Below are 14,115 nucleotides of genomic sequence, written 5' to 3'. Positions count from 1 at the left end.
CGGTCTGACACAGGCAACCTCAGGAGTCGGGACCCTGTTCCGCCACCTCGTTGACAAGCTGTGCGGGCTGGTTCTCCTCTTCATCACCCAAAACCCGCTGGATGGACTGGGAGATGTAATTCAGGACGGAGATCGCCTTCAAGCAATTTTCCTTGGTCCCGTAATCAACCGATTCTCCGTGCAACACCATATGGCGATTGAGACCGGAAAAGCCCTCTGGCCTGTCGCGCTCCGACAACGAAACCTCCAACCCAATCTCGAACGGTGCTAGAAAAGCACTCGAAATGCTCCCGCTTGCAATGCTCATGACGTGGTCTTTTACCTTCTTCCTACCTTTAGCCATAAAAAAGTGAGCATCGACCACGTCCAGGCAAATGCCATCTATCTGGGCAAGGATGGTCGGTATGGCCAAAATGTATTGAGCGTTTGCATACGCCTCAAAGGCGGCCTCGATGATGTGCTGCCTTTTGGGATAGAGATCGCACAGCTCCTGCTTGATCGAGTCAACGCGAGCATCAAAGTGGCAAACCATCTCTTGGTGTGCTTCTTGAACACGCTCCTCTTCTACCAGATTCTTGAATCTGATGGGCGCAGATGCGCCCATGTCGAAGTCAAGGCACCATCCATGCTTCCCCATGACTGCCAGACCTTCGCGCACCTCTTCAGGATATGCTTTAAAACGGCGCGCAATGTCGGCGAATTGCTGACTTGCCGAGAAAAACGAGCTGTCAAATGCTTTAAACTGAGATGCAAACTGCTCCTGAAACTTTCTTGCTTGCTCCAACATCGGAGAGAAGACAAAAGCGGATTTACTGACTCGCTCAACGACATCCAGGAATTCGCTCCGACGCTCCCGCATCGCTTTCGTCCAGACAGGCTCTGCCATCGAGCTCGCCAGATTGAATGAGGGAAGGGGGTCCTTCATCACAGAGCCAATGGGGAAAGTCTTGGTCAATGCCCCTAAGACAAAGGAATTTTCCTTCGCAAACCTCTGCCAAGGCGACTCACGCACTGCTTGGCCCAACGCGTGAGTGGGAAAGGCCAATTTTGAAAACTTCTCGAAAGGAGAATTCCTGACACCGAAACCCAAGGCGTCCTGATGTTTCTGAACCGCTTTCATCCAAACCGGCTCAGCAGCTGCAAATGCTTTTGAAAAGGCAACGGGATGTTTCGTAATACTTCCTAGGTAATCGCGTGCGTGATGGGCGGCCAGGAGTGCATCTTTTTCGGATGTTCCAGTAGCGCCGGAGATGTCATGCGGCGCCGTATCCGCCACACCGTCAGAACCGGTTGGCTCGTCATGGGGAAGAGTTTCTTGGGGTGAAACTTCACCCGGCAGGGTGCTGCGCTCATCTTTATCCTTACCCATCATATCCAGTCCGTTTATCGCGTTCGAAAAGCCACTATATCCAAATTCTGGAAATGTCCAGATGTTGATGGATAAATGACCTGTGCAAGAAACTTGCTCAGTCGCTCTATCTTCAATTGGTAGCTAGCGGCTCAGTGTCATCGATCAACCAACGGAAACCACATTGGATAAGCTAGACGAACGCTCCGACGATAGAGGCGAGCGCGCTGAGACCTATCGACCACGCGGTCAACAGCGCCGCCTTTCTGTTGAGCCTGGAAACATCCATGGAATCACGCATGAGGGCCCCTAGCCTAAGCTCATGCGCGAAAGCGGCGTCAGCTGGTTCCACACGCCCCATGAAGGGGTCATGGGAGACCTGAGCGGATCGATACCAAAGCAGCGCCGAGACACCTCCGGTGACAATCGATGCCGCCACCAGTGCCCAGCGCACCGCGATGAAGGTGTTGCGCCACATGTTCGACCCTCCTAGGCGACATCAGCCGACGGGATGACTCGCGTTGCATCCAAGGCACGGCCTATACACGCCCCGCCTGCCCAGCTTTTCAAAACCCAGAAGACACCCGCAGACATAGCAAAGATCGCCCTCGCCCTTGGTCCACCGCCATACACGGATGCCCTGAACAATTGTCAGGAGAGATGTGAGAGAAAGGCCCGCCAACAGAATGTAGTCCGGGAGCATCGACTCTACGGGATGGCCCCCGAGCCTCCCGGGCAGGCCCTCAAGGACGCTGACCGCCCAAGCAATCAGCAAGGTGAACGCCAAAGGCGCCAAGCATGGAACCAGCATCCGAAGCTGCATCTTTGTTGCATAAGACATAAGGCCACTCCCCAGAGATCATCGCTGACCTTAGCTTGAGGTTGGGGAGTCTCAGAGGCGGAGACGCTGGGGTAGCGGCCGGGCAGGGTCTGATACGCCAGCAGCCCACGCATGGCTCACAGGTAGTAGGTCACCTTCGCCCCCACCACACTGATGTGGCCAGCGTCCTTCAATCCCTCCACCAACGCCGAGATCTCATCTTCGGTCAGCTGCTTGGCGAACAGCGCACCGATGGTGCTGGCCAGGGTTTTGATCGAACGGGGCTTGGCGGCGCCCCTCTGACGAAGGTTGGCCAGGATCAACGCCAGCTTGTCTTCGACCTTCCCTGCCTTGGCGACATGGCCAACTTTGAGCATCGGGATATCGCCAATGTCTTTGGATCGGCAGGCGAAGACCTTTTGGGCCTTCAAGTGCTTGATGAGGGGGTCAAAGCCCGAGTCCTTGCTGATGATGTGGAAGAACGCGTTGGGGTCTTGGGCCGCCAACTGCCCGATGTAGTACGCGATGTGGAAGTCCAGCGCATTGGGGCCGTTGCCTGAGATCTTGATGTACCGCGCATGCTCGCCCAGCGCCTGCATGGCTTCGGCCACCTCGAAGGTGACCTTAGCCTGGCTGGCCCCTACGAACAGATACACCTTGAAGACGTGCTCACCCCTCAGCGCAGCCAAGCTTTTGGGCTGCACGTTCTCGTAGTCGATGAGGACGTAGTTGTTCTTCATGGCCCACTCCCAACTTCCTTTCGAGATCCAGGCCGGATGTGATGAAGCATCGCTTGCAGAAGAGACTTGGATACGGCGTTGATTTCGGCATCGATGCTGTCCAACTCTTCAATGGTGTAGCCAGAAGAAACATTCGCAGCAAAAGCCATCACCGCCTCGATCGCTCCCTTGGCCCGAGCGGGGTCTTCCGCTTCATTTACGGCCACCAACCTTGTCGCCAGGTCGAGATAGTCGTTGGCATGGATGGCGAAAAGTCGGTCGCTGTCGCTTGGCTTGAAGGCCCAGGCGTCATGTTGGACACGATTACGTCTGAGGCGAACCGCATCAAGGCGATCGAGCATTTCGTTCAGGGATTCCAGCTCCGCCCCTACAAGAGCCTTCGCGACAATCTTCTTCGCAAATGCGCTCGCCCTCTCTCCGCTAAGCGCCTTCTCAAGCTTTTCGGCCACGAGCTCTGTTGTCGTTCCCATCAAAGCAGCAAACAGGCAGTTCAGATTGACCTCTGCCTGCGACCATGATGCCGCGATTACACCTACCTTCTCGGCGAAGGCTGGCCGGCTCTTGATGACATGCGGACCGACGTCCAGAAGAAGGTCGCCCGCCTCGTCGCGCACTTGAAGACCATGTTTTTGCTGCTCCATACCTTCATCCTTCCTTTTTGCGTGCTACGCCCGGAGCATCCGCTCCGTCTCATCCATATGGAGCGCGTCGCCTTCGAGCCCCATCCCGGCTGATGTTGACGCCAGTCGGCCAGATCGGCAACGGAAGGAGGTTCGAGACCACCCATAGGAGCAGTGCACGGATATTGGGTCGAAAAGGAGGGCTAGAAGCGGCAGGTTTCGCCGCATAGTTGGTGCAAGCCGGCCTCAGACTTGCCTTTGCGGCATACGCCGTATCACGCGAACCCCAAAGGGAGTTTCAATGCACCTCATCGACCAAGCCTCCGTCCAACACGCACAGAATGCGCTCCTCGCCCTTTTATCGGCCATCCTCCTAGGAAAGAAGATCCTGAAACACGCCTCGAAGCTCTTCCCCAAGGGAACTGGCGCCTTTCTCATCGAACAGTGCCGCAAGGTTCAGGCCTACGTCGTTCGAGAAACCACCCCGCCCATTCGCTATCCGCTCATCCGCAGGATGGCCGAAGTCTTTGTCTCAGCCCACTTCTATGTGCAGGCGCTCACCTGCGTGGCCCTCTTCCTGCTGCTTCTGCTGAAATTGGACATGAGTCACATCACCGTTTGGCGCTTTCTGGCGGCAGCTGCCATCACGCCCCTCATCGGCTTGATGTTCTCGTTCTGCTTTACCCAGGCGGAAAAGCTTCGGGTGAAGCTGAGGGAAGAGAGCGTCGCCCTCTGGTAACAGCGAGCGTCGCTTCACGCATCCAGTTGGGCGAGCCGCTCGGCCGGGTCATGAAAGACCACCTCGGCTGGGTCAAAGGCTTGTGGCTTGAAGGGCCAATAGACCTTGGCGTGCCTATTTTTCATCCAATCCCGCAACTCTCGGTATGCGGCCGACCTGGGCTTGTTGAGCGTGTCGAGAAGCTCCTGAAAGCCATGCACCCCACCACAGTCTTCTGGTGGGGCGGCATTTTCACCGGCCAAGCAACGGGGGTAGCCACCCCCATCGCTCTCCCGGACTTCTTCTAGGTGGATGGTGTGTCGCCAGCAATCCCCGAAGTCGTACAGATAGGAGCAGGTCCGCACCTTGCCGAGCTGTTCGGACAGGGTCGCCGACCAACCTGGAACGATGGGCTTCTCTGCGTAGTCGTCGGGAACCCCAATCGCAACCGACCCAACTTCGAACTCGTGCAAGTGATAGTCCAACCAGCCGAAGGCATCTTGGATGGCCACATGCAGCTCCCAGAACGTCGATGAGGCCGGCATCTCGATGCGCCGCCAGATCATGGGCTCGGTCCTGTCGAGCTCGATGCGGAGCCGAAAGATAGGCTGTGTCGGAGCAGCGGAGGGCGAGGTGAAGGAGGTTTTGCGGGGCCTGGTTGGCATGGACCATGAGGCGTAAGGGAGATCAGCCTAGCCTAGCGATTCCCGTCTCAAAGAGCACACGAGTAACAATGGTCGGGCTCAGATGTAGCTCCTCGAGCGCTTTGCATGCTCTTCGGCAGCCAAAGGTAGTTTTTCTCGCAAAATTTTCTGCTCTCGCTTCGCATAAATAAAGTCAGCAACATCCGTGTGACCCCCTCGCCGCCGGTATTCATCTGCCGTCATGCGCCTTCGGTCTTTGGTGTCGAGATTCGCGCCATTCTCGATTAGGACCTCGGCGATCGCCACACTTTTAGAAAAGAAAAGTGGCGTCATACGTCGATAGCCGCGAGCGTTAACGTTGGCTCCATTATCAATGAGCAACCGCACCATTTCAGGTGTCTTAGCATAAAAAAGGAGCGGGCCAAACCTGTATTTGAAATTGACATCCGCCCCGGAATCGAGGAGGAGCTTGGCAATCTCAATGGACTCCCATCCAAAGCCCCCGGCCCCTCCGCTCGGGTGGTTATCTCGCCCCCTCGAGTTAAGGTCTAAACCTTTTTTCACAAGAAGCCTAGCGCACTCCACATTGCTAACTTTATGGAGCATGGAGTATTCACCATCATAACCATCTGCGTTAACATCAGCGCCTGCGCGGATGGCTTGATCTAAACTCTCTACATCATCGTACATATAAACTTTGTAGATCTCATTTGGGTCGATAGTCATTGGCTTTCTCGTAATAGTACCTGTCCGCATAAAATCAAATTAATTAGCATTGTCAAGGGTGTGGTTTTAGGTTTTTCGACGGCGGCCGCCTACCCATGTCATCCTGAAACTCTCTCTCCAACCATGCTCGCCGCATGCTCGGACCGCGCTAATGCCGTTAGCACATGCGGATGAATCGTAAGATCTTTTACTTACTTAAGAAAAAGATATTGGAAAATGCATTAGGGAGATATATACCAGAGCATTTTTCTAATTTCTCTGCATTAGTACACCCTGAGCAACTCATTTTGCATGAGTCACCAGCCATCCTGGCAGCACATTTCAAAACGTCAATGGATCGCTAGAAGCGGATTTTCCAATTGGCGATCAAAGTCACACTTTTCGCGCCACCGGAATATCGCATTGGAATGCGGTTTTTCGAGGTTTGCGACAGGCTTGGCGATCGAGAAAATACGGGGCTTGACAGAAAAATGATCATCCCTTTAATCACTGTTTTTAAGATTAAAGAGAATTTATGCTTGATTCGTCCAATGGAGGCAGTTCAAAAGCAGCCCTTCCGCATTATCACATCGAATTACCCAACGGATTGAAGGTCACCGCCTCGGGACCTGAGGAACATGAGCGCGCCATGGAAGCCGTCGAACGGCTGGCGAAGCTGTCTTTCGCCCCACCGCCCATGCCTGCGCCGCCTGCTTCCATCCAGGCACCGGTTGCATCGCCCCCTTTGGCACCGTCTCTGCCTCCTGCATTAGTACATGCCCCAACAGGGCCCGCCCTGGACCTGCTTGATGAGGGCGGCCCGGCGCCCTCAAAGAATCCTTCTCCGCTCCTAAGCGCGCGCATTGAGCCCTACGTCGCGTATGGCAAGCAGCGAAAGCTAGCCGTGTCGGTGGTCGGTGAGATGAAATTCGTGCTGAACCTGTTCTTGGAACTGGCCGGGGACAAGCCACTCAACGACTACCACATCGAGGACTCCGACCTTTTCTTGGCGGCGTTGAGCAAATGGCCCAAGCACGCCCAGCGTAAGACCGCCCTGGGGCACATGTCCGCCAAGTCCATCGTTGAGCGGGCCGAGCGCGAGGGGTTGGAACCCATCAGTCTGTGCACCCAGCAAAAGCACGTGGACTACATGCGGGGCTTCTTCCGCTGGTGCCGGGACCGTCGGCACTGCGAGAACGAGCTGTTCGACGGCATTCGGCTGTTTCGCCATCGAAAGGAAGTGGCCACCCAACGGGAGCCGTTCACCGCCGAAGAACTCAACACGTTGTTTGCACCGGCCAACCAGCCGGACCTCGATGCACCCCACAAGCTGTGGGTGCCCCTCATTGCCCTGTACATGGGCATGCGCATCAATGAGATCTGCCAGCTGTATGTGGCGGATGTGGTGACCATTCGCGAAGAGGGGCATCCCAACTTCTCAGCCCTGAGCGTGTCAGGAGACCGAGAGGGCCAACACATCAAGACGCCCTATGCGCGGCGCGTGATGCCGGTCCACCCCAAGCTGATTGAACTGGGCTTCCTGGATTACGTGAGAGACGTGCAGGCCTCCGGCCATGTCCACCTGTTCCCTGGCCTGAGCTGGGCAGATCCGGGACCGGGCAACCAGGTCAGTGGATGGTTCAACCGCACGCACCTTCGTCAGCACTGCGGCATCGTCAGCAAGACCAAGACCTTCCATGGGTTCCGGCATACGTTCGCCACCTTGGCCGACCGCTCCGGTGTGCCCGAAGCACGCATCAGCCAGCTCATGGGGCACTGCACAGGATCATCCACAGCACAGCGGCACTACATCAAACCCGCCGAGGTCCGCGAGGTGAAAACCTTCATGGAGCAAATCGAGGTTCCCGAGTTTGAGGTGACCAAGTACCGCAAGGGGATGTTTGACCCGTACTTGCAGCACGCCCGCGCGAAGGCTGAAAAGAAGGCCCGTGGGGAGAAGGAGAAACGGGGGAAGAAGTGACAGAGGGCTGGGTCTCGTCGTTCGCGCAATTAAGGACCATCGTGCCGGCGCAGCAGGTTCACCATGCGCGCCCATCCGGAACGGGGCGGGACCGACTGTTTGGGCGGGGTTTGTCGACGCTGACCGTACTGGGCATCGATCTCCAAGGCGCGCTGAATGGCTTCTTTGGAGACGTTCCCGCATGTGCGTTGATGCGAAGGCTCCCACCAACGTCGGCAGAGTTTTGGCTGGTAGGGGTATGCCGCGAACTTGGGTTCACACGCTTCCAGTGACCCGAGGAACTTCGCGACGTCCGCATACGTCCGATAGTCCAAAAAAATGGCCGCCTCTTTGGCCTCGTGGCGGCCAGCCACCGACGGTGAGAACATGTAACCGAGAGCGGACAACGAGTGCAGGAACTGTCCGTTATTAAGCATGATGATTTCGTGGGCATCCTGCATGGGGTTGAGGTAGTTCCAGCCCCAAAGCCAATACGGAAAATGCTTTCCTGCGGCATGGTGGAACACCACGATGAACTCGGCCACCAAGTCGACGACCTCCATTGGGTCGGTCTCACTGAGTTCTTCATAGCTCTCAGGCCAGTAGTTCTTTTGGTGCGTCAGTTCGCCGCGAAGAGCGTTCACTGCAAACAGACGGTCCAGCGTAGTCGGCCTTAGATCGAGGTCTTTGCCGACGATAAGCGTCGGCCAGTCTTTGACCTTGTCCATGAACTGCCCACGGCGCAGCTTCTTGTGAACTTCATCGTGCGTCTTGCCCCGTGAGAGCAGATGGTCCCTCATCTGCATGTTCAAGAAGGACTCAACGGCCGAGATGCCAAAGTACAGCGCCGCCATTCGGTGATGCGCGATCTCCATCCCCGTCGTAGCTGCACTGGAAGTGACAGCTTCTCGGTACATAGAGGAGAAGTTTTGCCAGACGGGCTCAACGAACCAGTTGTTCACGGGGTGCCCTGATTGGGTTGGAACCGACTCCTCGGCACACCGCCACTACTGGGCGCGTTGCCATGGACGCTTGCAGCTATGATCCCACGCCTGGTGTGCGGCAAAACATGGATACGGATCATGGATCTGGAAGCTTTGCGCAGACACGTGTCAGGCTTGGTCTTTCGCATTGGCGTAGGTGAATCGCACACCAAGATTGGAGTCTTTTGCGAGAAGCTCCACCTGCCAACACCCGACCCTGCCGGCTCCAAGCGCGAGCGGATGGAAGCGTGTGTATCGGCCATCGAAGACGGCCAGCTTGCCGACGTCGCCAAGCGCCTGCTTCAATCGTTCAGCATCACAACAGCGGAGCGCAACGCGCTCCAAGATGCGTTGTGGAGCTATGAGGGGTTTCCAGAGATCACGAAGCGATGCCGGCGCGACGTCGCGCGCGCTCTCGCCAGCGATGAACTGTTCTCGGATGCTCGGCGGCTTTTGAAGTTGCTGGACGAGTTGTGGGTGCTCGGCGATGACCTTCTTTCCGAAATGCTCGGGCTTACCACGAAGACCCTGCGATCCGAGATCGACCAACATTTCTTCCGGAATCCGGATTGGTCTACCGAGGAACTGTTCGACCAACTGGGAGCGTTTGAGGCGTCCGATCGCCGCTTCGCGTTGTTCCTCGAGGGGCTCGTCTCTGGGGAAGTCAATCCGGACGAACACGCTCAACGCCGCCTTGTTTCCCTGATCAATGATGCTCTACGAAAAGAGGGAGCAGAACTTTGGGAGACGGGGAGCCGGGATGGCTATCCATGCTTCGCACTCGGTTCGAGCGGTCTTCGTTCCCGAGCCCGGCCGAAGAATCTGATCTTCGCCTCGCATGTAAAACCCGATCTTCGACTCAGCGACGCGATCGACAACGAAGTTGAGATTCTGTCAGGTGCCGACAAGGTGCTGGTGTATGACCGAAGCATTGGATGGGATGGCCTTCGGTGGCGGGACTTGCAGCAGTGGTGGGCGGAGACCCAGGAAATCAGTGACGACGCCAAGGCAAAGGTCAGCCTTTACCGAAGGCTCCTAGACAGCCTGCCTCAGACGTCGCCGCCACAATGCACCCTGTTTGACGCGTATCACCGAGCGTTTGGGCCCGCCATCCCAGATCTTCCCGCCCTTCTTCCGGAGGTATGGCTCCACTGGGACCCAAAGACGGTTGCGGCGAGAGGGAAGGACGCACTTCTGCATTCACGCATGGACTTCTTGCTCCTCTTCCCGCATGGAGTCCGCATCGTCATTGAAGTCGACGGCAAGCAGCATTACGCAGATACCCAAGGCCACGCGGATCCGCAGCGATACGCGCGCATGATGGCGGCAGACAGGGAGCTCAGGCTTTCGGGATACGAGGTCTATCGCTTTGGAGCTGCGGAGCTGATGAAAGAAGATGCTGCCGACGTGGTGAAAGCGTTTTTCGTGGCGCTCTTCAAACGCCACCCAATCACCACGATCTGAACAACCTTACCCACCCCGCCTGCGCCCATCCTGCTCACGCGGCTCTTTGTAAGCGGGATCTTTCAGGCGACGCTCGAACTCGGCAACGACATCGACGAGGGCGACCCCGCACACCTGGCACCAGTCGCGAACCTGGACCACATCGAGTTTCCTTAGGCCGCGCTCGGCCTCGCTCGCGAACGTCTGCGCGCGTGAGAGCCTTTGACTGATCTCGACCTGCGTCAGCTTCGCCTCACGGCGGAGATCGCGCAGCAGCTCAGCAAAGATGCGGTTTTCGTCTCGATAGAGCGTTTTGGCGGCCACTGCCCCACCTCTCAGGTGTGGCTCGGCAAGCTATAACCGGTCTTCGTTTAGTCGATAGTCATTTAAACGTTATGCGTATATGCTTTAGTGCCTCCCACTGCTGGGGAGCCTAGGCCGGCTTCCCTTTTCCACGCGAGAGATGACCTCGCACACGCACAGGGGATGCCATGATTCGCAAGACGATCGCGATTGTTCTTTTCGCAGCGGGTGCACTGCTTCCGGTGGTGCTCACCCTCATCCACAACACGGGCATCGCATGGCCCACGTCCGTGGTTCTTTTTGTGGTGGGTGGTGGTCTGTGGTTGTCGGCGCGGCCCAAGCCCCAGCTGGTCTATGCCCCCGATATGCGGCCCGGCGAAGTGCCGGTGAGCCAGGGCTACTCGGTGCCTCCACAGACGAAGGCCACGGTTCTCATCGACAAGATGATCGACCGCACCCTGGTCCACCTCATTCCCGCACATGCGGAGAAAGCAGTGGTCTGGCCGATCCTGGTGGCCATCGTGATGGGTGGGCTCGGGCTGTTCTTTGGTGGTATTGCGGCGGACCTCACCCGCAACCCTTTGTGGCTCGTGTTCTGGGGTGTGCTTGGCTTTGCTCCGGCCTTCCTGAGCAGCCGCATCCTCAACAAGGACCCGCGCGGCGAAGTCTTCGCGACCCGCCTCAACGTCACTGATTCCTACATCGAGGCTCGGGACGCGGAAGGCGAGATGGAGATGTACCAGAAGGGCAAGATTGACCGGCTGACCAAAGAGCCGGTGTACCTCTCCGAGCTCGGCAAGCACAAAATTCAGCAGGATCGCTTTGACTGGTACGCCAAGTATTCGTTCGCCCTCTTCATCACGTACGAGGGCAAGAAGATCGCCATCGCCAGCGGCCTTGATGCGCCGGTCGCCGAAACGGCTTTCCAGGCCGTCTGCAAGCAGTTGGATTTTTCCTGACCGAGTTTGCGCAGCCGGCGATGCCGGGCCCTCTCTTTCGTCAGTGCACCAAGCCCCTCCCAGTGAGGGGCTTTTTCTTTGGTGGGGTGAGGTCGAGCGTGCGGGCGCCGGAGAGCTCGTTGCGAGACGCCTCCTCGTCTTCCTTCTCCCACAGCATGGCTTGGATGAGGGCGCGGTCCTCGGCTGCCATGGCGGAGAGCAGCGCATTGAGGGCCGGCTCGTCCTTTTCCCGAAGCTCGAAGACTGCCTCGCGAAGCTGGGCGAGGATGGCTTCTTGTTTGGCCAGTAACTCATCGGCCTCAGCCTGCGCCTCTCGAATCGGCTGGTCATGTCGTGCCAGCTCGCGTTTCACTTGCTGGACCTGTTCGTTCCGCTCCCTCACCCGGGCCACCAGGGCTTGATGATCCTTTCCGAGCGCGGCCAGGCCGGGCATGGTCGCGAAGGTCAGTTGCCACGAGTGACGGGCTTCCCAAGTCTTCTGGGCGTCCCGAGCCTCCTTTCGGCTCAGGCGTGCCCGGTCGAGTTTGTATGCCGTATCGAGCCGGTCGGCCTTCAATCGCTCCAACAGCGAAAACAGACGCTCGATCGCGGTCAGAATCGAGCGGTAGGCTTCCAATGCCTGCTCGATGATCAGCGTCAGCGCTTTGAGCCGGGGCAACACCAGCTCCCCGAGCCCAAGCTCTCGCCTTCTCGCCTCACTCATGACACCCGCCTGCGCTGTGGCGCCACTGGATGATGCAGCCGCTCCCGTTCGACTTGCCGGCGTGGAGACTGAGTCGAGCCGGATGGGGTTCGGAGCGGACAAGAGCTTCGAGAAGGAATCCTCGCGCTGAGGCCCCTCACGTTGGGTGGCCTCGCGTTGAGGATCTCGCTCTTCGTACGCTCCAACAACAGCTGAGGAGGCTGCTCTTGGCGATGGGTCGCCGGATTCCTCTGAGCGTCTCACTTGTTCCGTCTCGGCCACAGCATGTTTGGCCGCGACGAAGATCTCGGACCGAGCAATCATCTCCCGGAGCTCTTGGCCTTTCCGTGTGGGCATGCCCTTCCGTTCCATCGCCGCCACGTGACGACCCACGGTGAGTTGAGGTTCGGCAGCTACACCCATGCGCTCGTAGCTCCGGTGGTCGTAGTCGGCCACCAGGCCGGCCGCTTCGGTGTACGCATTGGCCAGGTTCGCCCACCGCTCGTTGAGGCTTTCCACAAAGATGGCGCTGGTGTTCTTGTTCGAGAGCATCGAGAGCTTCTCGCCAAACCCCGAGCCTTGAACGCCACCGTCCTCTTGACCATCGACCAGATCAGCTAGTCGGCGCGTGGGGAAGTACAGGTGTGCGTGGAAACCTTGCTTCTCTTTGGGCTTCACGGCGCCGAGCGCATCAAGCTCCGCGTCACGATGGAGTCCGATGGAGACCGGGGTATGAAGCTGGTCGGAGATGAAGCGGGCCATCTCCTCGGCCAGTGCGCTCGCCGTGTCATCGCCAAGGCCGAAGGGGATGGGGATGCGGTAATCGCGGGCCAGCTGTGCGTCTTTCCGCTTCTCGGCCTGCTCCACCCGGTTCCAGAGCTCGCTCGGGTCGGTCGCCCAACCGGGAGCACCAGGCGGGGCCACGGTGAGGGCGAAGACGATCTCTTCTCCGAGCGCCCGCCTTCGGAAGTCGTGCCACTGCTTGGCGCGCGCGTCGTAGAGGCGAAGGCCAAGACGGTAGGCCGCGCCGGCCACCGCCGAGTGGTCTTTGCCACGGGTGTGGGTTTCGAGATGGGGGCGTGCGTGGGGCTGGGGTTCTGGCATGGAAATCCTCCTTGATGAAAGAAAGGCGGCGTCCATGCCACCCCGGCAACGCTTACTTAGCGTTAGCCCCATCCAACCAGAAGATTTAAAAATGTCAAGTTTCCTTGACACATCAAAAAGCCCGCTAACACTTAGTGTTACGGGCTTTGGGTTCTGCTTTGAGCGTCGTGTTGGTACAACACTAAGACGCGCTCTGGCGTATTCATATTAATGATATGTTGACAAAATCGAATTTTTTGAGACCGTATGGAAACTTTATAAAATCGAGAAACCAAATGAACAATGAATCCAGACCAAAAGCAAAACCATGGATTTCGACGATCCTTGGATTAACTTGCCTCATACTTCCACTGATTCTTTTAGCTTTCATGCAGCGTCACAGATAAAGGTGAAAGTGCGCCGGAGAAAAAGAAGAACACCATACCTAAAAGTACTGTGGCAATCCCAACAAAAATGATTATGGGCAGAAATAACCCATCTAACGGATGAGAGCCGTAATCCTTGCGGATAGCAATTATTGCCAATCCCACAACGCATGCTGCCGTGCTGTTAATTATTGTCCAAAACCATATCTGACCAGCAAAACCCGCCGGCCAAATGAACACTACATAGGCCACAGCCAAAATAACTGCGGAAGCAAAAAATGACCAACCAGCGCCGTCCAACCGAGATTTTCCATCAAAAAAAATCCCGCCACCAGCCACTATTCCGGCCAGGCAAGGAAACGCAAATACAGTGTAGTCATAAATCTCTTTGTGACTTCCAAATTTTGCATAAGGGATAATCGTTCCAAGCATTATCGAAAACTCGAGGGCGAGCAACCCAAAAAGGGTGCTCTTGCTAAATACATCGCGCCTCCCCTGACCAACCCAAAGGCTAAACTCTTTCGAACCCTTTATTCTGTATATAGAGTACCCAAGAAGACACAAGAAAAAAGCAACAATAACTGTTAATATAATAGATGGAGCCCTCACCTTTTCCTCCTTGAGTCAACGCGCCAATCACGCTCGATCATTCTTGCTGCCTGACCTAAATCACTTAAAGGTGATTCAGGTCAACCACTCGAAATTATATTCACCAGCGAAA

14 protein-coding genes are annotated in these 14,115 nt (G+C 56.9%); 4 read left to right on the top strand and 10 right to left on the bottom strand.

What is annotated here, in order from left to right; translation table 11 throughout:
- Positions 1–19 precede the first annotated feature (19 nt).
- The 4 genes from ISP17_RS03475 to ISP17_RS03460 form a co-directional block, all read right to left on the bottom strand.
- Entirely contained in the window at positions 20–1,372 is a 1,353-nt protein-coding gene (locus ISP17_RS03475) for a hypothetical protein (protein WP_404630119.1), read from the bottom strand.
- A gap of 169 nt (positions 1,373–1,541) precedes the next feature.
- Positions 1,542–1,826 carry a hypothetical protein gene (locus ISP17_RS03470; RefSeq protein ID WP_404630118.1) on the bottom strand — a complete coding sequence of 95 codons (285 nt, stop codon included), beginning with the start codon at positions 1,824–1,826 and terminating at the stop codon, positions 1,542–1,544.
- 479 nt (positions 1,827–2,305) lie between these two features.
- A complete protein-coding gene (locus tag ISP17_RS03465) occupies positions 2,306–2,908 on the bottom strand; it encodes a PIN domain-containing protein (protein ID WP_404630117.1) in 603 nt (200 codons plus the stop codon).
- Positions 2,905–3,549 (bottom strand): hypothetical protein, encoded by a 645-nt coding sequence (locus tag ISP17_RS03460; protein ID WP_404630116.1) that lies wholly within the window; start codon positions 3,547–3,549, stop codon positions 2,905–2,907. Before ISP17_RS03460 ends, ISP17_RS03465 begins: the two co-directional genes overlap by 4 nt.
- A 280-nt stretch (positions 3,550–3,829) precedes the next feature.
- Here ISP17_RS03460 and ISP17_RS03455 point away from each other — a divergent pair, with 280 nt between their 5' ends.
- A complete protein-coding gene (locus tag ISP17_RS03455; protein WP_404630115.1) occupies positions 3,830–4,267 on the top strand; it encodes a hypothetical protein in 438 nt (145 codons plus the stop codon).
- 14 nt (positions 4,268–4,281) lie between these two features.
- Here the strand turns inward: ISP17_RS03455 and ISP17_RS03450 are convergent, their stop codons facing one another.
- Together ISP17_RS03450 and ISP17_RS03445 are read right to left on the bottom strand one after the other, a co-directional pair.
- Positions 4,282–4,911, bottom strand: a complete 630-nt coding sequence (locus tag ISP17_RS03450) for a plasmid pRiA4b ORF-3 family protein (protein ID WP_404630114.1) — start codon at positions 4,909–4,911, stop codon at positions 4,282–4,284.
- A 78-nt stretch (positions 4,912–4,989) separates the two neighbouring features.
- On the bottom strand, positions 4,990–5,616 hold the full coding sequence (locus ISP17_RS03445; RefSeq protein WP_404630113.1) for an ankyrin repeat domain-containing protein: 627 nt from the start codon (positions 5,614–5,616) through the stop codon (positions 4,990–4,992).
- Between the two features lie 514 nt (positions 5,617–6,130).
- Here ISP17_RS03445 and ISP17_RS03440 point away from each other — a divergent pair.
- Positions 6,131–7,576 carry a site-specific integrase gene (locus ISP17_RS03440; protein ID WP_404630112.1) on the top strand — a complete coding sequence of 482 codons (1,446 nt, stop codon included), beginning with the start codon at positions 6,131–6,133 and terminating at the stop codon, positions 7,574–7,576.
- Between the two features lie 29 nt (positions 7,577–7,605).
- Here ISP17_RS03440 and ISP17_RS03435 read toward each other — a convergent pair whose 3' ends face one another.
- A complete protein-coding gene (locus ISP17_RS03435; RefSeq protein ID WP_404630111.1) occupies positions 7,606–8,517 on the bottom strand; it encodes a hypothetical protein in 912 nt (303 codons plus the stop codon).
- A 120-nt stretch (positions 8,518–8,637) separates the two neighbouring features.
- On the opposite strand from ISP17_RS03435, the gene ISP17_RS03430 reads away from it, so the two are divergent.
- A complete protein-coding gene (locus ISP17_RS03430; RefSeq protein WP_404630110.1) occupies positions 8,638–10,002 on the top strand; it encodes an AbiJ-related protein in 1,365 nt (454 codons plus the stop codon).
- Positions 10,003–10,008: 6 nt separating this feature from the next.
- Here ISP17_RS03430 and ISP17_RS03425 read toward each other — a convergent pair whose 3' ends face one another.
- Positions 10,009–10,305 (bottom strand): helix-turn-helix domain-containing protein, encoded by a 297-nt coding sequence (locus tag ISP17_RS03425; protein ID WP_404630109.1) that lies wholly within the window; start codon positions 10,303–10,305, stop codon positions 10,009–10,011.
- Positions 10,306–10,472: 167 nt separating this feature from the next.
- Here ISP17_RS03425 and ISP17_RS03420 point away from each other — a divergent pair, with 167 nt between their 5' ends.
- Positions 10,473–11,243: a hypothetical protein gene (locus ISP17_RS03420; RefSeq protein WP_404630108.1), complete on the top strand. Its 771-nt coding sequence runs from the start codon at positions 10,473–10,475 to the stop codon at positions 11,241–11,243.
- Positions 11,244–11,283: 40 nt separating this feature from the next.
- Here the strand turns inward: ISP17_RS03420 and ISP17_RS03415 are convergent, their stop codons facing one another.
- Both ISP17_RS03415 and ISP17_RS03410 read right to left on the bottom strand, forming a co-directional pair.
- Positions 11,284–13,029, bottom strand: a complete 1,746-nt coding sequence (locus ISP17_RS03415) for a MobA/MobL family protein (RefSeq protein ID WP_404630107.1) — start codon at positions 13,027–13,029, stop codon at positions 11,284–11,286.
- A gap of 359 nt (positions 13,030–13,388) precedes the next feature.
- Positions 13,389–14,003 (bottom strand): hypothetical protein, encoded by a 615-nt coding sequence (locus ISP17_RS03410; protein WP_404630106.1) that lies wholly within the window; start codon positions 14,001–14,003, stop codon positions 13,389–13,391.
- Between the last annotated feature and the right edge of the window lie 112 nt (positions 14,004–14,115).

The sequence above is a fragment of the Dyella ginsengisoli genome, assembly GCF_044904665.1.
Lineage (GTDB): Bacteria > Pseudomonadota > Gammaproteobacteria > Xanthomonadales > Rhodanobacteraceae > Dyella_A > Dyella_A ginsengisoli.
Note: the sequence above shows the minus strand (reverse complement) of the source record. Positions and strands in the feature narration are given on the sequence as shown.

Bases quoted from the DNA above. Each gene is read 5' to 3' on its own strand.
- ISP17_RS03475 (WP_404630119.1), bottom strand. From the start codon at position 1,372: ATGATGGGTAAGGATAAAGATGAGCGCAGCACCCTGCCGGGTGAAGTT.
- ISP17_RS03470 (WP_404630118.1), bottom strand. From the start codon at position 1,826: ATGTGGCGCAACACCTTCATCGCGGTGCGCTGGGCACTGGTGGCGGCA.
- ISP17_RS03465 (WP_404630117.1), bottom strand. From the start codon at position 2,908: ATGAAGAACAACTACGTCCTCATCGACTACGAGAACGTGCAGCCCAAA.
- ISP17_RS03460 (WP_404630116.1), bottom strand. From the start codon at position 3,549: ATGGAGCAGCAAAAACATGGTCTTCAAGTGCGCGACGAGGCGGGCGAC.
- ISP17_RS03455 (WP_404630115.1), top strand. From the start codon at position 3,830: ATGCACCTCATCGACCAAGCCTCCGTCCAACACGCACAGAATGCGCTC.
- ISP17_RS03450 (WP_404630114.1), bottom strand. From the start codon at position 4,911: ATGCCAACCAGGCCCCGCAAAACCTCCTTCACCTCGCCCTCCGCTGCT.
- ISP17_RS03445 (WP_404630113.1), bottom strand. From the start codon at position 5,616: ATGACTATCGACCCAAATGAGATCTACAAAGTTTATATGTACGATGAT.
- ISP17_RS03440 (WP_404630112.1), top strand. From the start codon at position 6,131: ATGCTTGATTCGTCCAATGGAGGCAGTTCAAAAGCAGCCCTTCCGCAT.
- ISP17_RS03430 (WP_404630110.1), top strand. From the start codon at position 8,638: ATGGATCTGGAAGCTTTGCGCAGACACGTGTCAGGCTTGGTCTTTCGC.
- ISP17_RS03420 (WP_404630108.1), top strand. From the start codon at position 10,473: ATGATTCGCAAGACGATCGCGATTGTTCTTTTCGCAGCGGGTGCACTG.
- ISP17_RS03415 (WP_404630107.1), bottom strand. From the start codon at position 13,029: ATGCCAGAACCCCAGCCCCACGCACGCCCCCATCTCGAAACCCACACC.